The sequence below is a fragment of the Glutamicibacter sp. BW77 genome, from assembly GCF_002332285.1.
GTDB lineage: Bacteria > Actinomycetota > Actinomycetes > Actinomycetales > Micrococcaceae > Glutamicibacter > Glutamicibacter bergerei.
Genome location: NZ_NRGT01000073.1, coordinates 139394 through 165965, shown reverse-complemented (window position 1 = coordinate 165965; position 26572 = coordinate 139394). Strand labels below are relative to the sequence as shown.

At 55.5% G+C, this 26572-nt stretch carries 32 protein-coding genes and 1 tRNA gene; 12 read left to right on the top strand and 21 right to left on the bottom strand.

Going from position 1 to position 26572, the window contains the following annotated elements:
• Positions 1 to 45: 45 nt before the first annotated feature.
• Together glmU and CIK74_RS13135 are read right to left on the bottom strand one after the other, a co-directional pair.
• Positions 46 to 1497, bottom strand: a complete 1452-nt coding sequence (gene glmU / locus CIK74_RS13140; protein WP_096256645.1) for a bifunctional UDP-N-acetylglucosamine diphosphorylase/glucosamine-1-phosphate N-acetyltransferase GlmU — start codon at positions 1495 to 1497, stop codon at positions 46 to 48.
• Positions 1498 to 1634: 137 nt separating this feature from the next.
• A tRNA-Gln gene (locus CIK74_RS13135) sits at positions 1635 to 1709 on the bottom strand.
• Positions 1710 to 1872: 163 nt separating this feature from the next.
• Here CIK74_RS13135 and CIK74_RS13130 point away from each other — a divergent pair.
• Together CIK74_RS13130 and CIK74_RS13125 are read left to right on the top strand one after the other, a co-directional pair.
• Positions 1873 to 3666: an ABC-F family ATP-binding cassette domain-containing protein gene (locus CIK74_RS13130; RefSeq protein ID WP_096256644.1), complete on the top strand. Its 1794-nt coding sequence runs from the start codon at positions 1873 to 1875 to the stop codon at positions 3664 to 3666.
• 216 nt (positions 3667 to 3882) lie between these two features.
• The gene (locus tag CIK74_RS13125; RefSeq protein ID WP_096256643.1) at positions 3883 to 4737 is read left to right on the top strand and encodes a phosphotransferase; all 855 of its coding nucleotides are present in this window, start codon (positions 3883 to 3885) and stop codon (positions 4735 to 4737) included.
• Positions 4738 to 4896: 159 nt separating this feature from the next.
• On the opposite strand, the gene CIK74_RS13120 is transcribed toward CIK74_RS13125, so the two are convergent.
• Positions 4897 to 5883 carry an NAD-dependent epimerase/dehydratase family protein gene (locus tag CIK74_RS13120; protein WP_096256789.1) on the bottom strand — a complete coding sequence of 329 codons (987 nt, stop codon included), beginning with the start codon at positions 5881 to 5883 and terminating at the stop codon, positions 4897 to 4899.
• A gap of 242 nt (positions 5884 to 6125) precedes the next feature.
• Positions 6126 to 6608, bottom strand: coding sequence for a glutathione peroxidase (locus CIK74_RS13115; protein ID WP_170947880.1), 483 nt, complete (start codon positions 6606 to 6608; stop codon positions 6126 to 6128).
• Between the two features lie 143 nt (positions 6609 to 6751).
• On the opposite strand from CIK74_RS13115, the gene CIK74_RS13110 reads away from it, so the two are divergent.
• Together CIK74_RS13110 and CIK74_RS13100 are read left to right on the top strand one after the other, a co-directional pair.
• The gene (locus CIK74_RS13110; RefSeq protein ID WP_205738287.1) at positions 6752 to 7264 is read left to right on the top strand and encodes a hypothetical protein; all 513 of its coding nucleotides are present in this window, start codon (positions 6752 to 6754) and stop codon (positions 7262 to 7264) included.
• A 926-nt stretch (positions 7265 to 8190) separates the two neighbouring features.
• Complete coding sequence (locus CIK74_RS13100; protein WP_170947879.1) at positions 8191 to 8556, top strand: hypothetical protein; 366 nt, start codon at positions 8191 to 8193, stop codon at positions 8554 to 8556.
• Between the two features lie 534 nt (positions 8557 to 9090).
• Here the strand turns inward: CIK74_RS13100 and CIK74_RS13090 are convergent.
• Together CIK74_RS13090 and CIK74_RS13085 are read right to left on the bottom strand one after the other, a co-directional pair.
• Positions 9091 to 9351, bottom strand: coding sequence for a type II toxin-antitoxin system RelE/ParE family toxin (locus CIK74_RS13090; protein WP_096256639.1), 261 nt, complete (start codon positions 9349 to 9351; stop codon positions 9091 to 9093).
• On the bottom strand, positions 9348 to 9611 hold the full coding sequence (locus CIK74_RS13085; protein WP_096256638.1) for a type II toxin-antitoxin system Phd/YefM family antitoxin: 264 nt from the start codon (positions 9609 to 9611) through the stop codon (positions 9348 to 9350). The genes CIK74_RS13090 and CIK74_RS13085 overlap by 4 nt, the downstream gene beginning before the upstream one ends.
• 185 nt (positions 9612 to 9796) lie before the next feature.
• Here CIK74_RS13085 and CIK74_RS13080 point away from each other — a divergent pair, with 185 nt between their 5' ends.
• From CIK74_RS13080 to CIK74_RS13070, 3 genes are all read left to right on the top strand, one after another.
• Positions 9797 to 10042 carry a hypothetical protein gene (locus CIK74_RS13080; protein WP_096256637.1) on the top strand — a complete coding sequence of 82 codons (246 nt, stop codon included), beginning with the start codon at positions 9797 to 9799 and terminating at the stop codon, positions 10040 to 10042.
• Positions 10039 to 11037 carry an SRPBCC family protein gene (locus CIK74_RS13075; RefSeq protein ID WP_096256636.1) on the top strand — a complete coding sequence of 333 codons (999 nt, stop codon included), beginning with the start codon at positions 10039 to 10041 and terminating at the stop codon, positions 11035 to 11037. The genes CIK74_RS13080 and CIK74_RS13075 overlap by 4 nt, the downstream gene beginning before the upstream one ends.
• A gap of 270 nt (positions 11038 to 11307) precedes the next feature.
• On the top strand, positions 11308 to 11700 hold the full coding sequence (locus tag CIK74_RS13070) for a DUF3021 domain-containing protein (RefSeq protein ID WP_096256635.1): 393 nt from the start codon (positions 11308 to 11310) through the stop codon (positions 11698 to 11700).
• Between the two features lie 173 nt (positions 11701 to 11873).
• On the opposite strand, the gene CIK74_RS13065 is transcribed toward CIK74_RS13070, so the two are convergent.
• The 3 genes from CIK74_RS13065 to CIK74_RS13060 all read right to left on the bottom strand — a co-directional run bounded on the left by CIK74_RS13065 (position 11874) and on the right by CIK74_RS13060 (position 13328).
• Positions 11874 to 12347 carry a hypothetical protein gene (locus CIK74_RS13065; RefSeq protein ID WP_096256634.1) on the bottom strand — a complete coding sequence of 158 codons (474 nt, stop codon included), beginning with the start codon at positions 12345 to 12347 and terminating at the stop codon, positions 11874 to 11876.
• A 224-nt stretch (positions 12348 to 12571) separates the two neighbouring features.
• Positions 12572 to 12721 carry a hypothetical protein gene (locus CIK74_RS18810; protein WP_170947878.1) on the bottom strand — a complete coding sequence of 50 codons (150 nt, stop codon included), beginning with the start codon at positions 12719 to 12721 and terminating at the stop codon, positions 12572 to 12574.
• A 121-nt stretch (positions 12722 to 12842) separates the two neighbouring features.
• On the bottom strand, positions 12843 to 13328 hold the full coding sequence (locus CIK74_RS13060; protein ID WP_096256633.1) for a MarR family transcriptional regulator: 486 nt from the start codon (positions 13326 to 13328) through the stop codon (positions 12843 to 12845).
• A 45-nt stretch (positions 13329 to 13373) separates the two neighbouring features.
• Here CIK74_RS13060 and CIK74_RS13055 point away from each other — a divergent pair, with 45 nt between their 5' ends.
• Positions 13374 to 14339 carry an EamA family transporter gene (locus tag CIK74_RS13055; RefSeq protein WP_096256632.1) on the top strand — a complete coding sequence of 322 codons (966 nt, stop codon included), beginning with the start codon at positions 13374 to 13376 and terminating at the stop codon, positions 14337 to 14339.
• 82 nt (positions 14340 to 14421) lie between these two features.
• On the opposite strand, the gene CIK74_RS13050 is transcribed toward CIK74_RS13055, so the two are convergent.
• Positions 14422 to 14925 (bottom strand): hypothetical protein, encoded by a 504-nt coding sequence (locus CIK74_RS13050; RefSeq protein ID WP_096256631.1) that lies wholly within the window; start codon positions 14923 to 14925, stop codon positions 14422 to 14424.
• Positions 14926 to 15242: 317 nt separating this feature from the next.
• Between CIK74_RS13050 and CIK74_RS13045 the strand changes: the two genes are divergently transcribed.
• A complete protein-coding gene (locus CIK74_RS13045; protein WP_096256630.1) occupies positions 15243 to 15662 on the top strand; it encodes a hypothetical protein in 420 nt (139 codons plus the stop codon).
• Positions 15663 to 15877: 215 nt separating this feature from the next.
• A complete protein-coding gene (locus tag CIK74_RS13040; RefSeq protein ID WP_096256629.1) occupies positions 15878 to 16399 on the top strand; it encodes a hypothetical protein in 522 nt (173 codons plus the stop codon).
• 145 nt (positions 16400 to 16544) lie between these two features.
• Here the strand turns inward: CIK74_RS13040 and CIK74_RS13035 are convergent, their stop codons facing one another.
• The 3 genes from CIK74_RS13035 to CIK74_RS13025 form a co-directional block, all read right to left on the bottom strand.
• A complete protein-coding gene (locus CIK74_RS13035; protein ID WP_096256628.1) occupies positions 16545 to 17054 on the bottom strand; it encodes a GNAT family N-acetyltransferase in 510 nt (169 codons plus the stop codon).
• Positions 17055 to 17145: 91 nt separating this feature from the next.
• Positions 17146 to 17622: a GNAT family N-acetyltransferase gene (locus tag CIK74_RS13030; RefSeq protein ID WP_096256627.1), complete on the bottom strand. Its 477-nt coding sequence runs from the start codon at positions 17620 to 17622 to the stop codon at positions 17146 to 17148.
• A gap of 173 nt (positions 17623 to 17795) precedes the next feature.
• On the bottom strand, positions 17796 to 18221 hold the full coding sequence (locus tag CIK74_RS13025; RefSeq protein WP_240520544.1) for a hypothetical protein: 426 nt from the start codon (positions 18219 to 18221) through the stop codon (positions 17796 to 17798).
• Positions 18222 to 18527: 306 nt separating this feature from the next.
• Here CIK74_RS13025 and CIK74_RS13020 point away from each other — a divergent pair, with 306 nt between their 5' ends.
• Positions 18528 to 19649 carry a hypothetical protein gene (locus CIK74_RS13020; protein ID WP_013348061.1) on the top strand — a complete coding sequence of 374 codons (1122 nt, stop codon included), beginning with the start codon at positions 18528 to 18530 and terminating at the stop codon, positions 19647 to 19649.
• Between the two features lie 88 nt (positions 19650 to 19737).
• On the opposite strand, the gene CIK74_RS13015 is transcribed toward CIK74_RS13020, so the two are convergent.
• Positions 19738 to 20238, bottom strand: a complete 501-nt coding sequence (locus tag CIK74_RS13015; RefSeq protein WP_240520543.1) for a tetratricopeptide repeat protein — start codon at positions 20236 to 20238, stop codon at positions 19738 to 19740.
• A gap of 136 nt (positions 20239 to 20374) precedes the next feature.
• Here CIK74_RS13015 and CIK74_RS13010 point away from each other — a divergent pair, with 136 nt between their 5' ends.
• Positions 20375 to 20983: a tetratricopeptide repeat protein gene (locus CIK74_RS13010; RefSeq protein WP_141392957.1), complete on the top strand. Its 609-nt coding sequence runs from the start codon at positions 20375 to 20377 to the stop codon at positions 20981 to 20983.
• Between the two features lie 201 nt (positions 20984 to 21184).
• Here CIK74_RS13010 and CIK74_RS13005 read toward each other — a convergent pair whose 3' ends face one another.
• The 7 genes from CIK74_RS13005 to CIK74_RS12975 form a co-directional block, all read right to left on the bottom strand.
• Positions 21185 to 21580 carry a hypothetical protein gene (locus tag CIK74_RS13005; protein WP_205738286.1) on the bottom strand — a complete coding sequence of 132 codons (396 nt, stop codon included), beginning with the start codon at positions 21578 to 21580 and terminating at the stop codon, positions 21185 to 21187.
• A 272-nt stretch (positions 21581 to 21852) separates the two neighbouring features.
• Positions 21853 to 22053, bottom strand: a complete 201-nt coding sequence (locus CIK74_RS18955) for a hypothetical protein (protein WP_041649101.1) — start codon at positions 22051 to 22053, stop codon at positions 21853 to 21855.
• A 243-nt stretch (positions 22054 to 22296) separates the two neighbouring features.
• The gene (locus CIK74_RS12995; RefSeq protein WP_240520549.1) at positions 22297 to 22794 is read right to left on the bottom strand and encodes a GNAT family N-acetyltransferase; all 498 of its coding nucleotides are present in this window, start codon (positions 22792 to 22794) and stop codon (positions 22297 to 22299) included.
• Between the two features lie 363 nt (positions 22795 to 23157).
• Positions 23158 to 24261, bottom strand: a complete 1104-nt coding sequence (locus CIK74_RS12990) for an FtsX-like permease family protein (protein WP_096256623.1) — start codon at positions 24259 to 24261, stop codon at positions 23158 to 23160.
• The gene (locus tag CIK74_RS12985) at positions 24258 to 24902 is read right to left on the bottom strand and encodes an ABC transporter ATP-binding protein (RefSeq protein ID WP_240520542.1); all 645 of its coding nucleotides are present in this window, start codon (positions 24900 to 24902) and stop codon (positions 24258 to 24260) included. Before CIK74_RS12985 ends, CIK74_RS12990 begins: the two co-directional genes overlap by 4 nt.
• Positions 24899 to 25975 carry a peptidoglycan-binding domain-containing protein gene (locus tag CIK74_RS12980; RefSeq protein WP_096256622.1) on the bottom strand — a complete coding sequence of 359 codons (1077 nt, stop codon included), beginning with the start codon at positions 25973 to 25975 and terminating at the stop codon, positions 24899 to 24901. Before CIK74_RS12980 ends, CIK74_RS12985 begins: the two co-directional genes overlap by 4 nt.
• Positions 25965 to 26537: a hypothetical protein gene (locus tag CIK74_RS12975; RefSeq protein ID WP_096256621.1), complete on the bottom strand. Its 573-nt coding sequence runs from the start codon at positions 26535 to 26537 to the stop codon at positions 25965 to 25967. Before CIK74_RS12975 ends, CIK74_RS12980 begins: the two co-directional genes overlap by 11 nt.
• Positions 26538 to 26572: the final 35 nt, after the last annotated feature.

The window sequence follows — 26572 nt, the reverse complement described above, 5'->3', positions numbered from 1 at the left end:
CTAGCACGTATGAGGTGGTCTGAGGAAATGAATTCCTCGATTGAATTATTCGGAAGCCGAGTTATTCAACGAGGACTTGAATGCGGCATCGGCCGAAGGGGTGCCTGGACGCTTTTCCAGCGTCCAACCTTCGGTGTTCCGCTGCGGAGCCACGGACAACGCTAGTGCGCCAGCCGGGACGTTTTTACGGACGATGGCACCAGCACCGGTGTATGCGCCGTCCCCGAGTTCCACCGGTGCGATGAACACGGTGTTCGAGCTGGTGCGTACATGTGAACCAATCTTGGTTCGGTGCTTCTTTTCACCGTCGTAGTTTGCGGTGATATTGCCACACCCAATATTGGTGTACTCACCGATTTCAGCATCCCCGGCATAACCCAGGTGCGAGAGCTTAGAGCCGCGACCAATGGTCACGTTCTTGGTTTCGTAGAAAGCGCCAATCTTGCCGTCCGGACCCAAGTCGGTTCCGGGACGCAGGTAAGCGAAGGGACCAACGCTGGCGCCTTCGGAGATCCGCGAGTCAGTAGCGTCGGTGCGCTTGACCGTAGCGTTCTGGCCAACAACCACGTTGGTCAAGGTGGTGTCTGGACCAACCACGGCGTTGCTGCCGATGATGGTTTCGCCGTGTAGCTGGGTACCTGGCTTCAGAGTGACATCTTGGCCGATGATGACCGTGGCGTCGATCCACGTGGTCGCCGGGTCAATGATGGTCACACCTTGGCGCATCCAGGATTCGGTCTTGCGCTCGTTGTAGATGCGGGCCAGGTTGGAAACCTGAACGCGATCGTTCGCTCCCTCGATCTGCCAGCGGTCGGCAATCTGCGAGGACGCGACTCGGCCACCGCGGGCACGGGCAATGGCCAGTACATCGGTCAGGTACATTTCGCCCTGCGCGTTGTCGGTGGTGACCTCGGTCAGCGCCGAACGCAGCATGGCTGCATCAAAGGCATAAATACCGGAGTTGATTTCCTTGACCGCAAGTTCAGCCTCGTTGGCATCCTTCTGCTCGCGGATCCCGGAAACTTCACCGTTCTCATCACGCAAGATTCGACCGTAACCCGATGGGTCATCCAGCTCGGTGGTCAACACGGTGACAGCGTTACCGCTCGCTTCGTGGGTGACCACGAGGCCTGCCAGCACTTCACTGGTGAGCAATGGCACATCACCATAGGTCACGACGACGGTGCCTTCGAGGTCTGGATCTACTGCGTCGAGGCCCTGCTGCACAGCACGGCCGGTGCCAGGAATGTCATCCTGATCGGCGATGGTGATGCTTGGGAACTGCTCAACGATATGAGCTGCAACGAGGTCACGTTGGTGACGCACCACGGCGACCAAGCTCTTCGGTTCCAGCGCGGAAGCGGCGTGCAATGCGTGAGAAATCATTGAACGACCTGCAATTTCGTGCATGATCTTCGGCTTAGCCGATTTCATCCGGGTTCCTGCGCCTGCGGCGAGGACGATAACGGCTACTGGTGCGTTGACCTGATCGCTCAAGTGCTTTCTCCTGCGAAGTCGAGTATGAGATTTCTGGCATCAAAATAAAACCCCGCTGACAGTCTATCGCGATGAGGAAGATCGGCTTAACTGGCGTTCAAAAAGAAAAGCGCCCACGAGGGGCGCTGAGAGCTAAATGGTTCCGCCCGTAGGATTCGAACCTACAATGCACAGCTCCAAAGGCTGGCGTGTTGCCATTACACCAGGGCGGAAAACGTACCTGACGAGCATCACCCGTTAAGCACGCTAATTATTCTGCCACGATCTAGAGTCTGAGTGAAATCGCACAACACGTTAACAAAAGATAATCTCCTCTGCGGCGTTCAGATCGGTACTAAATAGTTCTCGATTTGCGTCGCTTCGTAAACTAGAGGTGTGGCTCATTTACTCGGAGGCGAAGCCCTCCATCTCGAATATCCCACCCACGTCGTATTTGACTCGGTCACCATCGGTATTTCCGAAGGCGACCGTATCGGTCTGGTGGGACGCAATGGCGAAGGCAAATCCTCGCTACTACGCATGCTCGCGGGCAAAATCGAACCTCACTCAGGGCGTGTGACCCGACGTGGAGACGTAACCGTCGGGGTACTCGATCAGAGTGACACCCTCGATTCAGACTCCACCGTGCATTACGCACTGGTAGGAGACATGGAAGCTCATGAATGGGCCGGTGAAGCTCGCATTCGTGATGTCATCGGTGGACTTGTTGCAGACCTGGATTGGGAAGCACAGATCTCAACGCTCTCCGGTGGACAGCGACGCCGTGTCGCCTTGGCTGCACTGCTAGTTCAAGACTGGGATGTGGTCATCCTCGACGAGCCAACTAACCATTTGGACGTCGAAGGTATCTCCTGGCTGGCGACTCACCTGAACAATCGTTGGTCCAAAAGCTCCGGCGGACTGATGGTTGTCACTCACGACCGTTGGTTCCTCGACGAAGTCTGCACCAATACCTGGGAGGTGCACGACCGCTTAGTTGAACCTTTCGAGGGTGGCTACGCGGCCTACGTACTACAGCGTGTGGAGCGTGACCGCATTGCGGCGGTCACCGAAGGCAAGCGCCAGAACATGATGAAGAAGGAACTTGCTTGGCTGCGTCGTGGTGCCCCTGCGCGTACGGCCAAACCAAAGTTCCGTATTGAGGCAGCCAACCAGCTGATTGCCGATGTCCCTCCGGTTCGTAACCCGTTGGAATTGAAGAAGATGGCCACCACCCGTTTGGGCAAAGACGTGGTGGATTTGCTGGACACCGAGGTCAGCTTCGGCGACAAGCGCATCTTGAAGCCGTTCACCTGGCGTATTGCTCCAGGTGAGCGTACCGGACTGCTCGGTGCCAATGGTGCTGGTAAATCAACCTTGTTGGGGTTGATTGCAGGCACCGTAGTACCTACCGGCGGTACAATCAAGCGCGGTCAGACCGTGAAGTTGGCAGTGCTCGATCAGCAGTTCCGTGAGTTGGAGAAGATCGGTGAAGACCGCGTTCGCGAAGTCTTGGCTGGATTTCGCACCACTTTTAATGTGGACGGCAAAGATCTGACCCCAGCGCAGCTGCTGGAACGTTTGGGATTCTCCTCCGCGCACCTGTCCACCAAGATCAACGAACTTTCCGGTGGCCAGCGCCGCCGCTTGCAGTTGCTGATGATCTTGATGAATGAACCGAACGTCATGATTCTCGATGAGCCAACGAACGACGTCGATACCGACATGTTGGCTGCTTTGGAAGATCTGCTTGACTCCTGGCCTGGCACGCTCATCGTAGTGTCGCACGACCGCTACCTGCTGGAACGCGTCACCGATCAGCAGTACGCGATCCTAGACGGCAATTTCCGTCATGTGCCAGGTGGCGTCGACGAGTACTTGAAGTTGCGTAGCGCCGAAGGTGTCAAGGGGTCAGGCAATCCAGCTGCTGCGTCCTCGAACGGTACTTCTGCCAACTCCAAGGGTCTCAGTGCCGCGGAGCTTCGCGCCACACAGAAGGAACTGAACGCTAACGAGCGCAAGGTCGGTCAGCTGCGGGACAAGGTTGAGAAGACTCATAGCAAGATGGCCGCACACGACCAGAGTGATTACGAGGCCTTGGGCAAACTAACTGCCAGAATTAACGACCTTCAGTCTCAGATTGATGAACTCGAAGAACGCTGGCTGGAGCTCACCGAAATCCTCAGCTAGGCATAGCTAGTGGTGCAGTAACTAGGTATTTCGATTGAAGTGGTGGTCCAGAAAGTAATTTCTGGACCACCATTTTTTCGTCGCGCCACTGCGTCGATGTTCCTGGGGATGTTCTCAAAGATCATCTTTGACGATTACTCAAATTCGTTCGGTTCATCTGCTACTAAGCTAGTGACGCAATCACTAAATCTCGGCTATCCACGTAGGCTCCGGTAAATGCACACAGCAGAAGGTTCGGTCTCGCTAGAGGCGATAGTTGAGACAGCCGTTTCAGAGCTGCCACTTCGGATTCGACGCGCGCAACGAACAATCATCAATGAGGGTTCAGCTCATGTTGTTGTTCTTCTGGAGGACTACGCGGCCGTTCGAGTGACCCGCGATTCGTTTACTGCTAATAAGCTTCGCCGAAGGCAACAACTCGTTGATTCAATTCCAAGCGACCTTGGGCTGACTTTGCCGCGCTCGCTCGGGCCGGTAGTCGAAATCGAGGGACATGCGGCGGTGGCTACGGAATTTGTCTCCGGCGCTCCTTGCCCTGCCGGTGAAGGCGAACCGGAGGAACTTCAACGCCTGCTGGAAGCAGTTTCTTCAATCGATCCCGGCCCACTTCAGTCGATGCTCAACGAGCCGTTATCGTTCTGTGGCGGCGCGAATTGGTATTCCGTTCAAATTGAAGAGGTCATTCCAAGAATTGATCAGCAATTTAGAAATCTTGCTCGCGAGGCAATTGCGGCACTCGCACATCTTGAACCCGAAGAGCAGGTGTTCTCCCACGGTGATCTAGGCGGATACAACGTCATGTGGCATCGGGGGCAGGCAACCGGAATTCTCGATTGGGATTTATCCTCCATGAGCGATCGATCTACCGACCTTGCTTCTTTGGGGGTTTGGCACGGATGGGAGAAACTCTCAAAAATCGCCGGCGCTGATCAGGTTACTCGAGCCGGCATACGGCGAAATACCTTTCGACTCCAACAACTCGGTTTTTTGATCATCGCTCACAGGCCAGAGTCGGAAGTCTCAGCTGCTATCGGCAGGGCCAATAGTTGGATCGCCGAAAATCTCGCCTAAGACTAAATCTAGCTTCGTAGGTTGTGCAATGGTTCTTCGTAATTTTGGTGAGCCAGATGGTAGTTGCCTGTAATTGTGAGCTCTACTTGGCGGCTATCCTCGAACAACGCTGGCGGTTTTTCTCCCCCTAAAGGCGGGCCTCTTGCGGGACAGTCCTGATTAGTTCTTTCCAGACTCGCTGATCTTCTGAAGGAGCACAAGTTCTTCCGTTCTACTGAGACCTGAACGCCGGACTCTATCCAGTCCGCGCGCACGTTCATCGGTCAGCACGTCCTCAAGAGTCTGTTCCAGGCTTCGTTCGCTCCCACCGGCGGCTTTGAACCGTTCGCCACTACGTTGGGCGAAGGCTGCATCGTCTAAAGGGAGCCATAGCGGCAACGAATGAGGCCCTGCCCAGTAGTTGACATCCTGTTCTTTCAACCAGACATCGTCAGCCGCGATAAATTCACCGGTATAGCCCGCGACCTTCGCGGCAGAAAGCAGAACATCAGAAAAATTGCGTTCACTGCCAACTACGTTGTAGGTTCCGGTGAGTCCGCGGAAACCCGCGTCAAGAACCCATGCTGCCAGATCGCGGACGTCAATGAACTGGACATAACGACCCTCGGTCTGCGGCACAAGGACATTGCCATTCGCTGCAAGGGCAAAGCGTGAGACCCAATAGGAAAAACGATCGCTGGTGTCTCCCGGTCCCGCAATAAGTCCGGGTCTGGCAATTAACAGGCGGTCCCCGACCGCATGCTGGGTGATCTGCTCAGCAACAACTTTGGCGTGCGCATAATCGTCTAGGTCTGTGGGAGCGACGAGTTTGGCGTCTTCTGACGCTCCGGGTTCATCGTTGCTCTCATAAACAGACACGGATGAAACGAGTGTCCAATGCTTCGTTCGATTGGACAAAGCTTCCAGCGCACCCTCAACGAGATCCCGTGCGTAGGACAGCTCTATAACCTCATCCCAATCAACGTTTTTGACCTGGTCGTACGCGCCAGGCAGTCTTCTATCTGAGGCGACGAATGTGGCCCCTTGTGGGGCCGTGCCTGATACACCGCGAGCCAAGACGGTTACATCTTCGCCTTTGGCCACCAGTTGTTCCGCGAGTTCGCGACCGAGCCATGCAGTACCGCCAAGGATGAGTGTCCGTGTCATGATGCCAGTCAACCGCACAAGTGACGCCGATAACAGAAAGTTCACGCGGAGCGCAGATTCCAGACGCGAACAGCAATGAGTCTTTGCACCAGTGAGTTGACGCAGCCGGCCGACTGCCCGTTTCAGTTAGCCATAACTGGAGACGGATTAGACGAGCTTTCTGAAATAGCCCAAATTGTTTCCTTCGGGGAACGTTATGCGGGAGACAGCGGTCAAGCCAACGACTTTAGGACGGAGTGGCCTTAGCTGGGCAGATTGGCTTCGATAGCCTCAATGATGGCTGGATCATCCGGCACCGTCCGAGGGCGGAATCGCATTGTTTCGCCGGAGGGAAAAATCAAGAACTTCTCAAAGTTCCAGCTCACGCGGCCCGATTTTCCTGCGGCGTCCTCGGTCTTCTTTAGTTCTGTGTACAGCGGGTGCTCGTTTCTGCCGTTAACACGTATTCGGTCGAAGACCGGAAAGCTCACCCCGTAAGTGGTGGAACAAAATTGCTCAATCGCCTCATTGCTGCCTAGCTCCTGCAAGAACTGATTGCTGGGGAACCCCAGCACGGTGAAGCCACGGTCCTTGTAGGTACGTTGGAGTGTTTCAAGGGTGGCATATTGCGGTGCCAGTCCACAGCGGGAAGCAACGTTCACCACGAGGATGACCTTCCCGGAGTAGTCAGTCAGGGAGGTTGTGCTTCCGTCCATCTTCACGATGGGAATGGCGTTGATGTTCATACCAGATTCAGCAATCTGCGGTCCTATTACATTCCCGGCGCGCTAGATTGTTCGGTGCCGCCGGGCGGAGGCCGGCGCGGGCTTGGTGCCCGGGAACCCTATCTGTAGACTCCGGGTAGCCAACCCGCTGATAGCCTTTCATTATGCGGATACTGCTTACCCTTCTCGGAATCGTTGCAATAGTCGCATACTCCGTTCTCGGAGCATTTTTGATGAATGACTGGGCTGTGGTGGCCGCGAGCGGGATGCCACTCGATACGACGATCGCTGACATGAAGGCAGCGGACCAGCAGTACAGCACCATTCCAGGTCTGGTCTTCGCTGCGCTGGGCATCCTGATTGCCCTGGTCTGGGGTGCGATAACGATGTGGTGCCGGGCCATACTGCCGGGCTGGGCGAGCTTGGCGCTATGGGCCGGAATCTTGGCATTTGGCGCGCCCGCATACTTTTTCACCTCGTTCGCCAATCTGAACTCTGTAGGCGATACCTATGCCGATTGGAACTCCGAGGCGGCATTCACGCTGGAAGCACCCCTGTATGCAATCAGCGGATTCGCATTCCTGATCGCTGTGGGGGCATTGACTGTACCGCTGGCCAAGACAGTGGCAAGGAAGACATCGACGGGTCAGTGGCATGGCGACAAGAAATCCGCTTAGTTCTAATAGTGCCGTCGCTGGCGATGCAGAACGAACGTCTAGGATCCGGGCCAGATGTACGGGGACGCTAGAAGAGCATTACCAGCTCAGACGCGTGTAGGTCTCTCGTTGGGAAGCCCCGATACCCTGACCTGCAACGTATCAACCGTTGGAAGAGCTATCGGTTAAATTTTTTGCATCACAGTGCCTTGGAGGGCTCCGGCTCAATCGACTTATGAGGTGGAAAGATCGAATCTATGACTATTGAGATTGAATATGCACGGGACCCGCACGCTGTCCGGAACATCTTAGAATCACTTCCGGAGTGGTTTGGAGATCTGGAATCGATTGACAGCTATGTTGTCGACGCTGCCAATGAAAATTTCGTGAGCATACTCGCACGCGACTCTGGGGCTACCGTTGGTGTTTCTTTGATACGTCGACACTTTTCAGAATCCGCGGAATTACACTTGATCGCAATCTCTCCGGAAGCGCGTGGCCTTGGAATCGGAAGAGCACTTATCGAGAAGATTACTGCAGACCTAGCCGACGACGGATGTGTGCACCTATCGGTTCATACGGTAGGACCGTCATTCGACAATGACGCATATGCCCAGACACGTTCCTTCTATCGAGCAATAGGCTTTTACCCCTTAGAAGAGCACAGCAACATGGACTGGTCAGGACCGACACTTATCCTCGTCCGCCCAATTACGCCTGCCACATAAGCTAAACCCTCTGCGGGTTCTACAGTTCAACGTTGGCCGGTTAATCACAGGTACGAACAAGTCTCCGGTCAATCTGACAATTCTGGAACCACTATTCAGATGAATTTACGTTGATTTGCTGTCTACGGCTGACCAGCCAGCGGACTCACGAGGGGTCAGCTGCTAGCGGCAGTGTTCACAGAGAACGTCGTAGCATACGTGAATTCGATAGACAGCGCTTTGAGCGATCCCGATGCTTGGCGCGGTTTTCGTTCCTATCTGGAAACGGCATTCGAGATGCAGGCCGAGAACTGCGCGTTCACTGACATACTCACCATGAGTGCTCCTGAGGCCCCGGGACGTCTGCGCCCGGACTTCGTCCACCAGGACGTGGCGCTATTGCTCCTAGCAATCGCGGGCGTCATTAATGCGACTCGCGAAAGCGCACCGGAAGCCTGGAGACGGGTTGCAGCAATATCGATCGAGGCACTGCAGTCTCAACGCGAGCAGCTACCGCCGGCGCCAATCACCCAACAGCTCTATCGCACCTTCGCACTCGAACGGGTCCAGAGCCGAAAGACGGAAAGTCACAGCAACTCACACTGAGCCGCATCGTCCTGCAAGGGGTTGTCCGGACAGAGGTACGGCCGTGTTCCGCTAGAGGAGCGCCCGCAAAGGGAACGCTCGCCGGGACTGTACGAGGTGGATGCAGAGCGCCACCCGATTGCTGAGGCGAGTCGGCATCGGACCCTAGTCGAGTTTCCCGAAGGGGCCGGCAGCGTCGAGTGGAATCCGCTCTGGCTTCCTGGACATGATCAAGAAACCCACCCCCACGAGCAGCACAGCAATGGCAAGGCCAAGGAGGGACGTATCGCCTGATGTCGCAGGGCAGCCCGCAGAACTGTCATCAATCTCAGGACAGCTCCTCCATGGCTGCAAGAACATCACGAAACCACCTGCCGCTCCTGCGAGAGTCAGCAGGAGGCCCAACGTCATGTAAACAATGTTCTTAGAAGCTTTCACGCTTCATTCAAACACAGCAACGCTACTTTCTCAGTCGTCCCGTATGCCGAACCCTTACTGAGACGGTCAATTGCCGAAACTGAGGACATCAAAGTTATCTTCAGGCTAGGCGGATGGCTATTTGTAAACCTCGCGGCGATGCGCCACTCGGACCACCGTAACGACGAGAATATTGTCAATAACCTCGTAGAATACTCGGTAGTCACCAACGCGAATCCACCAGGCGTTAGTTTCGCCAGCTAGTTTCTTGCACTCAGCCGGTCGAGGGTCCTGCTCAAGCTCAGCAATGCCAGACAGAATACGCCGTCGGATACCAGAGTCAAGTTTTTTGAGTTCTTTGGCGGCCGCGGTGGTAAATTCAACGCGGTAAGAACTCACGCGTCGAGTTCAGCGCGCAGTTCGTTCAGGCTGATACGTCCGCCTGCATCAACCAACTTGGCCGCTCGGTAATCGGCGACGTCCCTGAGCATTTCGAGTTGCTCCAGCAGCGCAAAATCCTCGGGTCCAATGAGCACAGCCGCAGGCTTGCCATTCTTAGTGATCTGTACACGTTCACGTCCATAATTGGCGCGACCTACCGCTTCGGCGAGGCCATCGCGAAGTGCTCGAATCGTGACGGACGAGGTAATCGAGTTCATGCAACCACAATATCGCTTGTGTACACATTTGACACAGTAGACCTTTCTCCAGAAGACCATCATCGATGAACGCGGGCGTTTCGCAAGGGAACCCCCTGCGGGAGAGCGGAGTTGGGCATGCTCAAGCGACGGCCCGTTAGCAACCATGGTTGACGGAATCTATTTTAGCAATGTAAGTTGACAACATGAAGTCAGAACAGATCGCAACGCTCGCCTCAGACACCAGCGACCCGCGCGCCGGGCTTCGCGCCATCGCTTCCCTCCGTGCACTCACTGAGAGACTCGAACTCGCTCAAGTTGAGGCGGGTCTGGTTTTAGGTATGAGCTGGCAGAATATCGCCGATGCGCTCGGAGTCTCCAGGCAAGCAGTACATAAAAAGTACGCGAAGAAGGTAGACCAGAGCATCCCCGTTCCAAGGAGGAACCAGTGAGTAAGTTCATCGATGCGGCAGCAACATCGCACACGCTCTCGGTCGTCGCGATGGAGGAAGCCTCCCGCTTCGGCCAGCGCAGCACTGACATTGACCATATGCTTCTTGCCCTGGTGGTCAGCGAGCAGGTCGCCGGGCAGGTATTGCGCAGTGCAGGGATAACGCTTGAAGCGGCACGGGACGCGGTGGCAGGGCAGCATTCGGCACAACTCGCCTCACTTGGTATCAGTACCGGACTCCCGTCGCAAGGCCGGATCGTCTTCCATGAAACTGGAGGCTACGTGTGGAGTGACCGGGCCTTAGAGGTCCTCAAACGTGCCAGCGACGGCGAGAAGCGCGGTGACGCAGCTGCCGTGCTGCGCGAACTCGTCGCGGAGCCAAGTGGCATGATCGACCAAATATTGCAGCGTCTGGGCTTCGCGCCCGATCTGGTGATCGCAAGACTCGATGAAGTTCAGCGATACCCAGCACTCACCCCAAAACGCACCATTCAGTCGGGCCGACGCTCGGGAGCCGTTGGGGCATTTGTGCCAGCTGGGCTTGAGCAGGTCTGGGATCTGCTCGCCAACCCATCGCGGATGTCTGAGTGGGAGCCAACTATTGGCGAAGTCGCGCTCAACAAAACGCAGAAAGAAGCTCAGATCGGCGATCAATGGACCGCGCACTCCCGCACGCGGCGCTCTGATGGCAAACTGATTCGGATCAAGCCAGAATTCCAGACTCAGAACGTCGAACTTGTCGCATGCTCAGACGAAACACTGATCGAGTGGCAGTTCACTTATCCCGATTCAACACAGGCCGACGCGAAGCGAGTTCGGATCGAGTTGGAGCCCGCAGCTGGCGGCACTCAGCTGAGCATCTCTTTGAAGTGGGATCGTAACTCCAATCGCCCTGCTCATCCGATCCGCGGACTGCTGATCCGCCCGCTCGTGCGCTTCGGGATCTGGATGCAGTTGTCGCAACTGAGCGGTGGCATCAGTCGCGCATTCCGCTAATTGGTCCAGAGGAACAAGGCAATAAAACGGGCCGCACCAATTGTTCTCGGCATTGCCATAATCACCGTGCTCTTCGCATGATTGGTTTTGCGGCATGAAAAACCACTCGACGAATGGGCAAATAGCAGCGCTCTTATCCCTTGAGCATTCCCGGAGATTCTGAAGTGGATGACTCGTAATGACGGCATCAATGAATTTGACCAGCGTGGGTTGTGGTGCCCGGTTTAATTTCGTCACAAACTTTAACATCGCATGGTTTAGGCTTTAGAAATGTCGCCACTACGTCTGGGTTTCATCCTTGCAGGCATTCCGCTCGTCGTTATGGGAGCCATTGGTACCGTGCTGCTCGTTCAAGGCGATGCTACCAATGCCCGCAGCACCTTCGCGGTCGGGGTGATTATCGCCGCCACGAGTGGCGCTTCCGTGATCTACAAGGTGGAGCGGTGGAAACTGCTGACCCAGTCATTGATTCATTTTGCAATCATGCTCTGTACCGTACTGCCCGCGCTGTACTTGGGCGGCTGGTTTACCTTGAACGCGCCAATCGATTATCTTTCAGTATTCGGTATTTTTCTCGTCACCGGGGCTGTGCTTTGGCTCGTGTTTTATCTGATTTTTGGTGTCATTCAGCCGAAGATGCAAGCAAAGCGTATGCGTAGTTAACGGTGCAAATGGCTTGGGCCTGTATTCCTTGATCTTTATCATCTGTCCCTGCTTTTCGCTGGAACAGATAATAAACAGCGCGGCTAGCTCTGCCGAAATAGAAATTGAAGGACAGCGAACTGCGACCTCTTTTGAGGAAGGTCTTGCGGCGCAGTGGGCTTAGTCAGCGAAAACTAGTCCCTAGTGGGTGTCATGACCCATGCTTCGTGATGCTTCTCTGCGTTCCAGGCCCGGTTACTTTCATACTCGATAGGGCGTGATTCGCCTTGGCAAAAATCGATTGCCGCTCTTTCGACAGAAATACGACTGACATTGCTCTGCTCAGAAAAGAGCAGCCACTGCATGGATTCCGTCGAAGTCGTATCAAGATTCTGGACGTCCTTGGCAAACGGCTCTGGAACCAGCTTCGTGTCACTGTAGGGGCAGACAATCAGAACTTTTTCCCACAGGGGAATGGGTGCGTCGACGTCCTCTCCTCTTGGAAGGGAGAAGGCACCTTGTGCATTGTCAGCGGCACTTGCTAGCGACTCCTGGTATCCGGAATTTTGCGCGCACCCGGTGAGAGAAACACCAAGGAGTAATGGCACAGCCAGAAAAACCCCTGCGGGTGGGAGCTGAACCGGTTTCTTGTCCTGACTAAATTTCATGGGTCCATCTTGTCGTACGAAGCTGAAAGCTACATGCCCATATGTTCCTTGACCTGATCAATTCCGTTTGGGGAACGGCTAATTTTGTCAGTTCCGCGAGAGGACAACCTAGAGGGGCGAGCGCCCGTAAGCGGAACCCTAAGCGGAAACTCTGACCGGACACCACATTTGGCGTCATAGCTATCGCGGACAGCAGTACCGATCGGCATTGTTCAATAAGGGGCTTACACCGAACTGAAAATCTGCTGCAGTGCAGCTTCAGGCTCCGGATCAAAAACAAAAGCCAATACACCAGATGTCAGAACCATCATGACAGCAATAAATAGCGCAAACACTACACCAGCGATGAGCATGAGTTTCTGATTGTCATTCATCTCCTCAGGGTATCGTCAGCAACGCATCAGACCGGAATCCTTCAGCGGTCCCCGCAGCCAGTCGATGACCACATAGAGAACGTTCACTGAGACAGTTTTGCGCGGACGGGCGCCTTCTTCGTCAGACCGCTGCAGCTCCGATTCGGCCAAGGAGTAGTGCCAGGGCTGCTTGCTCGTCGCGGCTAAGCGGCGACAGGATGGCTCGTTCAGTTTCGAGGTGGTCTGGCAGGGCCTGTTCGATGAGCTTCTTCCCGGTGTCGGTGAGGGCAACGAGCGTGCCGCGGCCGTCGTTCGGGTTTGCCTCGCGCGCCACGAGTCCGCGGGCTTCCAGCTTGTTCAATCGCTGAGCGACCGCACTGGTGGAGATCATGGATTCCCGTGCGAGTTCCGCCGGGGTGATCCGGTAGGGCGCGCCACTGCGCAGCAGCGTGGCGAGCACGTCAAAGGTTGAAGCATCCAGGCCGTGTCGTTCGAAGGTGCCCGCCAGGCGGGATTCGATATTGAGCGCCGTACGACTTAATCGACCGATGACCGCCATCGGGGAGACGTCAAGCCCCGGCTTTTCCTTTTGCCACTGTTCAAGGATGCGATCTACTTGGTCTGCCATGGGTCAAGCCTAGCCTTTTGCTAAGCACTTAGCTATTATAACTAAGTGCTTAGCAATCGAAAGTTCCTGATCCTGGCCACCGCCCTGGCGCCCGCACTATGGGGCACCACCTACCTGACGACCACCATATTCCTCCCCGAGAGCCGCCCGCTGCTTGCTGCGACATTGCGTGCACTTCCTGCCGGGCTGTTGCTCCTGGCGGTTTGTCGCCAGTTGCCGAGCGGTGCGTGGTGGTGGAAGTCCTGGATTCTCGGGATTCTTAACATCGGGGCGTTCTTTGCGCTGCTCTTCATTGCGGCGTACCGACTGCCGGGTGGCGTCGCCGCGATCGTAGGCGGCATCCAACCGCTTATCGTTGCGCTGTTAGCCAGCAGATTACTCCACGAACGACTGACAACCCGCGTCATGGTGGCCGGCTTTACCGGAGTCTTAGGGGTTGGCTTGATAACACTTCAGGCCCAGGCCCGCCTGGACGCCATTGGTGTCGCGGCGGCCCTCGGCGGAACTCTTTCCATGGCCACCGGGATCGTACTCTCCAAGAAGTGGGGACAGCCCGCCCCGCCGCTGACAACAACCGCCTGGCAGCTCATCACCGGTGGACTGAGCCTCCTGGTGGTCATGGTTCTCTTCGAGGGTCTGCCCCTGGCAGCACTGACGCAGTCAAACATCGGCGGCTATGCCTACCTTTCCCTTGTTGGCACCGCATTTGCGTATGTTATGTGGTTTCGCGGCATCTCCAGGCTTCCCGCGGGCACCACGGCGTTCCTTGGGCTGCTCAGCCCGGTGGTGGCCATGCTGCTTGGATGGGCTGTCGCCGGGGAGAATTTCACACCTCTTCAGATGCTGGGAATATTCCTCGTGCTGGGGTCCATCGCTTTTGCGATCATCGCCAAGAGGGTCAAGCCGCGCGCCCAGTGCGAAGTCCTCGTCCAGAAGGAAACCTGTCAGCCGTTGCGCAGCCAAGCTGACATAGGATGGCAGGGAAAGTTCGCCGGAAAGACGGGCGGGTAGGGCTGCCCGCAAGCCGAACCTTCTACGGGGCACCGCCTATCCGCGACTAGAGCGACGATACGTTACGCTCAGAACCGAATTATCAATCGTTCTGTTGCTGCGGTCTGAAAACGGTATTTGAAAGCGGCGCATAGGCATACCAGCCAGTGCTCTCGCCACGACGAGTCGCCTCCCGCGCACGCGCTACTTCCTCTTCAAATTCTTTAAGTTCAATAGCCAAAGAATCGAACACTGCCGCAGCTCCAGGGTTGAGAGCTGGTCCCCTCCCCCGAAATTTGCGTTTCGGTGAGTTTTCAACGAACACGACTAATTCGATTTCGAATTTGTCGCCAAGTTCATCAGCCACACGTTGCGCCAATCGTTCACCCTCTGCACCGAATATTCGGGCCAGACCTGCGGATTTCCACTCATAGTCACGGTTCAAGCCGTCATAGTACGACTGTTCCCACTGCGAAAGTTCACGTGTCAAAGTACCGGACAGCTTGGCAGTGCCGTAGTGAATTGGTTCGTTAAACCAAAGCACCGTGTCTGCATAATCCGGAAACAGGCGCACCGTTGAGGGCGCAGCTTTCTGCGAAGAATTCATACCGCGATCATACCGACACAGACCAGAGACGCATCCTCAGTATTGTCACCCCCATGGGGACTGTAAAGCGGCTGAAAAGGCACAAAGATCGCAGAGAGCTAGGAATGGCTAGAAGGCGACTCTGAAGACGCAATCACACGCTGTTAGCGGCACTCAATATCATGCCCCTACCTAACTATTGATGTGAATTTCTAGGAGTTTCAAACTGCACCAACAAAACTCTGAATAAGCCTTTAAGTGAGATGAAAACGAAAAGCATTAATTGGTTTGCGCATAGGATCTAGTCCTACAGCTCATTCAATTTGCAAAGGCCACCAGTGAATAAAAAGCGCTTTTCAAAGATTATTGCCCCACTACTGCTCCTTCCTCTAGCTCTTGCGGCAGCAGGGTGTTCAGCCGATAGGAAGCAGGCTTGCGACGGAGGAAAACCCGTCAGCGATCCACAAGAAGCTGTTCGAGTACTACTTGAGGCTGCAGAAACAACTGACCACGATAAAGCGTGTTCAGTGATCATGGGCAAATTAGACGAGGAAGTCATGAACACACAGCTGGCTGCGCTGAAGAACGACATGGATTCGGCAGCAGTCACCCCTTCCAACTTCACGATGGTTGAGTTCGAGCGTGGCGGCCCAGCACACTTCTACCATGTGTATGCTGATCAGCCTGATAAGTCCGTGGACCTTACGTTAATGGAGGTTGGCAAAGGATCCAGAATAGTATTTGGCGACAACTACTGAGTCACTACCTCATTATCAATCTCCGCAATGAGGACGTAGGCCCTGAATGAACTTCGGGCCTACGTCCTCACTCGCACTCGTTGAGCATTCCGAATCGGTCTGGTTTTTAAAGTGATTAGGACTGTGGCCGATTAACCAAGTTGGTCGGTTTTCGAGTCCCGTAGCGGGAACGCTCTCACGGCTATGTCTCAATTCTTGCGAGGTAAGATCACACTATGTCCGAGACTGAACCTGTATTGGAATTGACTCCCGCGCCTGACATGATCGTCGATATCGTCAAAAAAATGGTCGATGGGCCTTGGCCACGGTCCGATGAAGAACGCGAAAATCTATTCGCACAGCTCGGAATCAAATCAGGAAGCCGGCACGAGCTGAAGACCGATGCATCAACCCACCAGATGACTGAGCTGGATATCGGCCTCGACGGAAAAATACCGGGCTCATGGGACACCTATAACAATGAGTTTCTAGGTGTGTCCGTCCACCTCTACGGCACTCAAGAATCAGCCGATCCAGCTGCTCAAAGTGGGTTCGGCAAACTACAGATGCAACTCACCGAATTCTTCGGCGAACCGAATCGTCCATGGGACAACGAAGAGACGCCACCCTGCATCTGGGAGACAAATGGTCGGACAATTACTACACACCTCTTCAACCATCGCGACAGCAACGTGATGTTGAGTGTGGAAGATTCAGTTCGCGCCGCCATCGCAGAAGCCGATTCAAATGCCAGCTAAGTAATCACAGGTATTCCGTGAGGAAAAACGTATGACGACTCCCCCTGAGTTTCAGCGGGGTCCTGTAAAAGAGTTGCCCGAATAGAAACTCGTGTGTCCGGTAAGTCAGCCCGTTAGGCGGACGCTGAACGAGGCTTAGCGCTTGCTAGGATTCCCAGCGGACCTCGCCGTCTTCCAACATGAGTGTCGGATGTAGTCCCTGATTTCGCGCGACGCCGATGGAAGCGAAATGCGCTGGATGCACGTACGCTACGAAACTGTTCACGCCTTTGGACCGCAACCAACTGTTCATTGCGTTGGTGGCTTCGGACGCTATCCCCTGACCTTGATGGAGTGGTGAGATAACCCAGGCGATGTTAGCAACGAGTTCCGGTCCACTCTGCTCCACTGTGGCCTGAACAAATCCGATTGGTGCGTCGCTGTGTTTCAGTTTCACGATCCAGTTGAACCACCTCTGCAACCCGTCTTCGGATTGCTCGACTAACTGCGCCGCGTATCGACGCTGCAGCTGTTCAAGCGAGGGTGCTTCGCCGCCCGTGTATTCATACAATGAAGCGTCCGCCAAGACTTCGACCATTCCCAGTGCGTGCTCCATCGAGAGCGGTTCCAGACGCAATCGCACCGACGTGACGGTTTCAATTTTTGGCCAATCCATTAGCTAAGCATGACAGACCAGGCCGAGCCGCCCGCAAGCCGAACCCGATGCGCGATGGGCCACCAGGCAGGCGGTCAGCGGACGCTTCACGCTACGCCAGCGTGTAGTGATCGAGCCCTTCATGGTGGGATTCCAGCTTGAAGCCATTCCGGGTAAGAAGCTTCGCGGAAGCAGCATTGGCCGGGTCAACGCGGGCGATAAGTTCCTGAGTTCCGTAGACTTCTGGAATCGTGACTAGTGCACTATTGACCATGGCTCCGGCGATGCCCCGGCCCCAATGATCGGGCGAGACCCAGTACCCGATCTCTATGCCCTCGTCCTTGCGGGTTGAAACGACGATGCCGACAGGTTCTGTAGCCTCGGCGGCCAGAAACCAGCGGGAGGATCCTTCGGCGTCGAGTGGATCTTGTTGAAGGGCTGCCCGAATGCGGACTTGGATGGTTTCTTGGTCCCAGGGCTGGCCGTCGCCGATGAAGCGGGTCACCCGTTCGTCTGCGGCCATGCCCGCGAAGAATTCCGTGTCTGCCTCGTGGAATGGGCGCAGATTGATCGAGGGAGGAATCGGCATGGGGACCTTTCAATTTTGGGGGTCTTTATCAACTTATCAAGTATGTGGCCCGCTCCTGCCAGCGCCTATTGAGGAACGTCGAACGGACGCATGTCCCTGCTCTCACTGGTGCTGGAAGTTGACCCAACTTACCGATTCAGATGGAGAATGCACACGGACAGCTCTGCGACCGGTCAAGGAAGCAACTTTGGCTGCCCGTCTGAATCGCGACCGAGCCAGGCGAAGAGTATGAGCACGAGGGCTGTTCCGGACAACACTCCATCGATAATGCCCGCAGGGAGCATGAAGGCCATCAGCACGACTGTCACGGTGCAGTTGATGATGGAGAGTCCAAGCCCCCACAAACGGTTGCGTAATAGTCCGATGGCTCCGAGAACGCGTAACGTCGCAAATATCCCGCTCATCGCCATCATGAGGTATAGGTTTTCCTGCAAATAAGGTAGGGCGAACACATTAGCATTTTCAGCTATCGATGACTGAGGGATATTGAGCCCGATGAGCACGAGTAACCCAATGAACACTAGCCCCTCCATAAGCACTCCCTGAGCTAAGAGCAACCAAGCAGCCCACCGATACTGAAGTTTTCGAGTCGTATTCACATAGCAACTATATCGGCGTTGTCATAGCCGGATAGCTGAACTATCAGCGACCGTAATCCGAACTTCGCTGTGTCGGCCTTAGCCGCCACCGCCAAGTTCCATAATGGGAACGCTCTGCGGGACGCTCTGCGGGACGCTCTGCGGGACGATAAATTGATGTATGTGCCCGATGGGTATTCGCCTTGTGAGTAAGGCGAGATTCCTCCAAAGAAAAGCTCCCCACCTGATATCTAGAAATCTGTTGAAGGCCGACGGGGAGGCTTTCGGGCGTTACGACGTTAGCCGAGTGGCTGTTAGCATCGGGTCATGACAGACCTGATGTCCGCCCTGCCTCGAACCACCATTGGCACGACAACGTTTTATATCGACGAGGCACGCCCCGTGGCCCTGGTCCGCCGAGAAGCCATGCCGGATCTCTTCCTCACGTGGCCGGATCTTGACACGGGAATTCTGGCCCCAGATGTTTCCGTTTGTGCGGCGACCGACGCCCTCTGGGTGCTGTACCAAAGCGGCCCCGATGGGCAGGAAATCGACTACCCGGCTTTACACAGCCCCACCGTCGTGGTCGCTGTAAGGATTGGTGTGGACGGTTCACTGGGTTTTGTTCGCACTGAGGAAACCACCGTCGTGGGAGCAACAAGCGCCGGACTATGGACGAGTACATCCATAGTCGAACAAACGGACGACAACTATCGGGGCGGCGAGCTGCCGGCGGACTGGGCTGCTCCATCGACATTGCAAATCCTGTTGCCAGGTCAGGTCCAACGAACGCTGGAAGTCGACCGGTACGTCAACGCCGTCCGCGAGGACGAGCACGGTCATGTGCTATTCGTGAACCCGTCGCCGCCGGTAGCCCACCATGACTCCGACACGATCAGCTATGAGTACCGATGTACGGCGATGGTAATAGGTACGGTCGACGAAATACCCGAGCATGTGAAATTTAGGGAATTTGTTCCCCAAGGATGGGGAACCCTCGTTGCGTCGGAACAGCTCGGCCTTGACTACGATTCTTATGGACCGAGACATGATTCTGCACGAGTCGACCTTTCCGAGATCGCCGGGACGCACTGGAAACGCGTGAGCTTGACTGATGCCCAGAAGACCCAAGCTGTGAAGGCGCTAACGGATCAGTTTGCCGACGCTGACGCCTATTGGCGCGCAGCAGATGGAACTACCGCCCCGCTCGCTGATGGCGTCCAAGAAACACACGTGGAAACCATCGGAGAATGGCCTGAATCCGAAGTTCATGTGACCTGTCGCCACCCGTATTTTCCCGCGGGCTGGATCCGCCGCAGGATCAGGGTCTTTGACGATGCTGGACGCATCAAGTTCGACCGATACGCGAGTCTTGAATTCATGGAAGACCTCGACACACATGCACTCCCCGACATTCGTGAAGCGAAGGATGGGATCCTGGAGGTCTAGATCTGCTTGGCAGACCCAGGCCCGCAAGCCGAAGGCTAAACGGGACAGCAGATACGTTTGGATTGGGGATTCCCCACGACAGCGTTCCTCACTGACCGGCGGGGAGTGTGCTCGGAAGCTCCTCCGCATACTCCCTCAGAGCTCTCTTATACCCATCGAGCGTAGGGATGAGGGCCAGCAGCGCGGTCCTCAGGGCGTCTCCATAACGGCCTGCGTCGTATAGCGCTAGTGCGAGAAATGCTTGGCGCGCACCTTCGTCGTCCTCTGACGCGGGAGAGGACTCAAGCACAGATACTGCCTCTGCCGACTCGCCAACGTTGCGCAGAGTGCTCGCCAACTGGATGAACACGCGTGTTGCACGTTCCCCCTCGAGACCAGCCTTAATTGCCGCCCGGTAATACTGGATTGCTTCAGCCTCCAACCCGAGAGAGTCATGGATGCCGCCCATTTCGAAGAGAACCGAAGCATCACCTGCCGGTCGTTCTGAAGCGAGCGATTGCATCGCTGCGATGGCGCCGTGCGGGTCCGACTCGTCAAACGCATGCTCGTAAAAGTCGTCTACCTTTTGGTCCCATGAAGTGTCAATCATGACTACAGTCTGGCAGAAGACAAGCCGAGCGATGATCGCGCGGCAGTCGAGTAGACCGCCCGCAAGCCGAACCCTCTGCGGGGCATAGTGCCTGAGCATCAGCCCAGTACCCCGGCCTGCAGCTATGCTTCTAGCCATGTCATCAAAATCGCCCACCGAAGAATCTCTAAAAGCTCGCTACGTCATAGATCCTGTCTCCCTACGCGAAGTCGTGAGGAACAAAGCCGCAGTAGAATCCCGGATTGAAGAACTTGAAAATATTGGCGAGCCAGGCGACGCGGAACGCATCGCTTGGCTTCGAATACTCGGAAGGCTGCAAGAAGCTGAAGAACTGGGTTGGATCACATTAGTTAAATCGGGCGGGGAGACAGATACCCGGCAAATCGTCACACCACTTCCATTCCAAGCCGTAGCCGGTGCTTTACGGCTGGCTCACGTCATGCACTGGCAGAAGAAATACAGCCAAGCCGATCAGCTATTCACAGTCGCGTTGGAATCTGCACAGTCTGAGATTGATAATTCTGAAATGAACCCCGTCGTTGCGCGTACATTGGCAGCCTTCGCTTGGCAGCATTTAGGCAAGCTGCACTTCGACCAAGGACAGTTCGCCGATGCGCTACGTAGTTTCGAATCTGCATTGGTCCTGCGCCAAGAACTGCAAAGCCCTGAAGACCAGCTCTCGTCAACCCGACAAGCCATCCGTACTGCCGAAGCCTGCTTAGCGCAGAAGGTAAGGCCTTCATAGACATATTTTCACCGGCTTGCGTCAAGGACACCTCGAATTTGCGCAAGAACAACGTCAAATCTTGAATGCCCCACACGATGATTGTCGGCCCTCGTAGACCCGTATAGGGAACCTTCCGTGCGAATTCGGGGCCTTGACGGGTATTTCTCAGTCGAACATGTCTGCTTATACAACGCTTCTGTGTGCCCGGGTAGTGCTAGTTCAGCCAGACGGGTTACTGCCTTTGTCTAGGCGATCTTGGAGTCGTTTGCTGAGCACTACGTCATGCCGCATTTTCCGTAACTCGGATACCTCAACCTCGATTCCCTGAACGGCCAAGATCTCCTGAATGAAGGCCCAGTGTCCGGTGGTTGCGACTTCTACGCTCTGCTCGCCGTAGGGCTCATCGGGCCCCACGACAACGCGGGCGGTTTCCTCGATGTCCCGACGCCGGGCATCGGACCAGCGCCCGATGGAACTCCACCCGCGGTTATCCAAAAGCAAAACTAGCTTTCCGTTGTCGAGTTCGGCCTCGTGTCGCACCGATACTTCTTCTGTTTCACCGGTGGTTGCGTTGTCACTGTCGGCAAAGCTCACCAGACGAATTATTGGGCTCATGGTTAGGCCTTTCACTGTCGGTAAAACCGAATCTACTACGCATTGGAAGTCGCTGGGCGCAGACTGGAACCATAGCCGGTTCAAGGTTTCGTAGCGATCGAAGTTGGCGTCCCGTAAAGCGGTCCCCCAGAGAAGCGTCCGGAGGGGAACGTCTACTGGGACGGTGGATGGTGCGAACGGATCCGGACCGCCAATACAGCAATCTTGCTCTCCTGACCGATGTGACGACGCCAATTGTGTCGGCCCTTGGCGACAACGACGAAACTGATCCATTAACGGATCTGCGTAGGGAACCGCCACCATTGACCGGTCTCGATAGGATGGTGATCCCGCACGTCAAAGACAAGGAGCTCATCGGTAATGCCTACAAGAACCTCAAGACGGCGACCTACAGCATGGTCGATCATCATATTCGCCCTCGCCCTGTTCATGTTTGGACTCAGCGTCATGGCGGTAGCGTTCTGGACGCCCATCGATGAATTCTTCGTCAATCGAGCGGACGAGGCAGGAAACATGAGCCTGTTGCTTCCGCACCAGAACGAACTGTGGCTCGTCCTCCACGCGCAGGCCTTCGCTGCTTTCCTTATATCCGTGTTCGCGTTCGTCACAATGTGGAAATCGCGGCCGGAGCGCGCCAACCTCCAGGGCGGCCGCCGGACATCCAATCAACTGTGCCTACCTACTCAGGAGCATGAGCCCGCCCCGTAGAGGAACCACTAACGGGACAGGATTTTCTCGAACAACAGATTATGTTCGTCGTAAAATGCCCCGGTGACGCCGAGTGGCCGCATCCCAAGGCGCTCACACACTCGCTGTGAGGCTGTATTGAGTGGATCAGTGACAGCGAGAACGGACCGAAGCCCGTTGTTTGCCGCATCCGTCATGACAGCAGTGGCCGCTTCTGTGGCATAACCTGCACCTTGGGCATCGGGGTGTAAATGCCAGCCGATCTCCACCGGAGCTTCACCTTCAACACCTACCGATAGCGGGATGGGTTTGAGCAGGATATTCCCAAACAATCCACCAGATTCGCGAGAGGTAATGGCCCAGATCCCGTGAACTGGGTTGTCAATAGCACGACGACGAATGATGGATTCCACCGCTTCAGAGCGATCAGTCATCGGCTTTGCTTGAGACCCAAGAAAACGAACAGTCTCCCATCGGGACTCAAGATCGAATAGAAAGTCAGCGTCGTCTAACTCCCATCGCCGCATGATCAATCGTTCACTGCTGATAGTCCGCATCCGTTAATTATCAACTACAACGAGTCCAGAAGCGGTGAACCCAGATTCTCGTCCCGTAAGCCAGTCCCCTAGAGGAGCGCCCGCAAGGGGAACCCTAACTGGGACATAGGACCGGCTTATCACCCAGTTCCCCTGCCTACGCTCATGCTTCTAGACATATCAACAAAATCTCCTGCTGAAGCTTGATATGCAATCGTCCGGTACCCGTTTCATCCAGGTTCCCCAGACGAGGTCTCGACCCGTTTCGGTCCTGGCCACAGCACCAGTTACCGCTCTAATACAAGCCTTCGTTCGTCGGTTGATTGTCTCGGACACGGAAGAACCATCACTGCTCTATGGCGTTCGAAGTACCTTCACCGGATCGGCGTTAGCAGCATATGCAGCCGGCACCAAAGAACTAGCTCCAGCAGAAAGCAACGCAAGAATCACTATGCCAAGACAGAAAGCGAACGGCGGTACAGAACCTGTTGAGACGGCAATTCCAAGGCCGCCTAACATTCCCACCAGTGCACCCGCCACCGCTGGGATCAGTGTCCTGATGAGCATGAGCGTGACAATGTCACTTCGCGTTGCGCCAAGAGCACGCCTACGGCCCAGGTCCTTTCGGCGGACAAGGATATCGGCAAAGACAACCACCGCGACGAGCAACGACCCAATGCCCAACGCGCCATATAGCAAAGACTTACCAAAAGATCCCAAGTCCCCGACGATCTCATCATGAAGCTTCGCCATCTGCAGTGGCGAACGCACAGAGATAGCTTCAGGATCAGCGAGCTGCCCGAATAAACTCAACACCGATCCCTGAGCCACCGCAGCTTGGCTGGCATCATTCAAGATCAGGTGCAGGTTCGTTGCGCTGCTTCCCGACTGAGCTTCGTAAATCACTCCTTGGTCCAAATCAGTGAATGGATCACGAGGGGTATAGGACCCGACAATCGCGAAGTCCACAGGAATGTCAGCATTGGCAATTCGAACCGCCCCCACCGGGTATTGCATCCCCAGCTTGCGTAGAGCTTGGGTAGAAACCAGGGCTTCTCCCGGTCCGGGATAGCGTCCCGCTTCCAATTGTGCGACCGACCCTATATCTCCGATAACCGCCCACGCCGGGACCGGCGTTGCACCTTCCCCAATCGCCAGATTCTTGACGTCCGTCGGCGATCCAAGGCCAACGGAGCGTTCAATCACAGAGAAATTGGATGCCATCGAAATGATCGATTCGCTGATCAGACCGTCGGCTTTCTTATCGGTCACCACCAGCTGTCTGGCGCCGGAGGAATCAATACGCTGCGCCACCTGTTCTTCAGCAGCCGCGGTCCGGCCGACAGTAGAAATAGTCATGATGCACATGGCAGCTGTAATCAAGCAAACTAGCGCCGAGGGAACCTTGCTAGCCCAGGCGGTAGCCAGTGCTTCACGGAGCAACATTTTCAATGTCATAGCGCCAGCACCTCATCTGCGCGACTAATGACATAAGGATCGTGGGTCGCGATCACTACAGTGCGCTGCTGGGTTCCGGCATCCTTCGAAAGGATATCCAAGACACCGGCGGCATTCGTGGGGTCGAGGTTTCCAGTCGGTTCATCGGCCAGAATCACCGCAGGATTATTAATCAGCGCCCGCGCGACAGCGACTCTCTGTGCTTGTCCACCAGAAATCTGACCAGGCTTGTGATCACTGCGCGCGGCAACACCAAGTTCTTCCAGCAGCTGCTCTGCCCGGGCCATTGCGATTTTCCGGTCCACACCGGCATAGAGCGTTGGCTCAATAACAGAATCGATAATGGTCCGCGATGGATCCAACGACGAGTCTTGAAAGACGAACCCCAGCTGATCAGCCCTAACCTTTGACCGAACAGCATCAGGAGTAGAAGACTGAGGCTGGTCGTGGAGAAAGACTTCCCCTCGGCTTGGCGTGAGCATCAGCCCCAGCACGTAGAGGAGGGTGGATTTCCCACGCCCCGAAGGACCGGTGAGTGCAGTGACTTTCCCCGGGGCGAATTGAAAGCTCAAGCCATCAAAAAGTTCCTCAGAGTCCTTGGTGTATTTGAACCCCAAATCACGAACGCTGAGGATGCTCACCGCGCCTCGCTGTTCGCTGCAAGGACTTGCACAGAGGTTCCTTCTTCCAGACCTTCGACGATGACAATTCCCTGTCCGCTGGCAACTACCTCAACTGGGACTGGCCCGTTTTCGGTCACTACTTCTGTCTCGCCTGAGGCAGTGGTGGTAACCGCCGAGGAAGGAATGCCGATACCCTTGGTTTCGGGGACGACAATCACCTTGGAGCGAAGGGTGACGTTGCTGCCAGCAGGCAGTTCGTCGCATTCCTTATCGCACACCGATCCACCAGAGGGCCCGGCCAAAGTATGGATGACGTTTCCTGATTCATCGGTGGTCGTTTGCGCTATCTGAGCTTCCCAGGTCAGGTCGCCATGGTTCACCTCTATGGCGGAATCCTGCGGAATCAACGCAGCTTGTTCACCGGTCAAAGACATCGTGAAGGTACGCTCCCCGCTAGGGGCAAGAACGGCGTCTTCACCTCCAGCTAGATTCTTTCCCGGGCGGATCGCTTCGCCTATATCCACCTGGCCGGGCAAAGAGCTGATCGCAACCATGCGTCCTAGCGCGATACGGCCATCTGCCTTTTGCTTAGTCGCAATTTGCCACCCCTTGATCGCCGAAGTTGTGGCAGCATCAAAGCGGGTATCAGGGGTGCCGCTGAAATACTCCTGGTCCTTGAGGAAGCTTTCAACCTGCTTCACATTCTCGCCCGAGGCCTTAGGTCCAATGTCTTGGTACAAGGGTGTCTGACCTGAGATCACGTAAACATCGGATCCGGCGACGGAGTAAATGACGTCTCCTGGCTTTTTCTCCCCTTCCGACACTGAGGACACGACTCCGGCCAAGTGGTTGCTCGCAACCACTTGGACCGGCTGTTTCACTATTGTGGACAGATTCAGTGAGGAACCAATGGCTGATGCTTCGGCCTTGGCCCAAACATTTTGTTCGCTTTCCTGCGTCGTCTCTCCTTGGCCCACTACTGTTGCGTTGATTGCCCATCCGGCTGCACCTGCAGCAACTGCAATCGCCGCAGCGGCGGAGAGGAATTTTGGCTTCATCCAGCTGGAAGTATCAGCGCTTCTAGTTCCCATACAGAATCTCCGAAGGTGGAGATGAAGGACATTTCTGATTCATTTCCGCGGTATCGACAGTTTCCAAGTTCATTGCATCGTAGGGTGTCCATGATGCTGAGCCGCTAGCAGTTCCTTCAACGAAGGTTTCTTCACTTGGCAGTGAGCCGGTTTCAACGCCATAGTCTTGGAGGCATGGGATGAGGGTGTCGCGGTAGTAGCCGTAGAAGATACGTAGCTGCGTTCGGGTCGGGGCTTGGCTGTATTTCAGGTCCATCGGGTACTGAACTTCACAGGTATAGGAAGCTTCTGCAAGCGCTTCTTGCTGCCCCTCGGTACTTTTAGTGGTAAACGATCCATCGCTCTCCACGGAGGTGGGGAACCCGAGAGTGCTCAGGCATTGCGCTTGCTCTGTAGGCCAGTCCTCCTGGGAAACGTATCGGACTCTTTCTACCTCCGGCCATGATTTCAGGCCGCTCATTTCCTTTAGTTTTTCCACAAAGTCATCCCAGGTATATTCGGCGTAGCCGCCGTTATCCAGGGGATCATCTTCATTGCTCACCGGTGCTGGCGGTGCTGACATCGAGGATTCAGCTGGCGTATTGCTTGCTGCAGAAG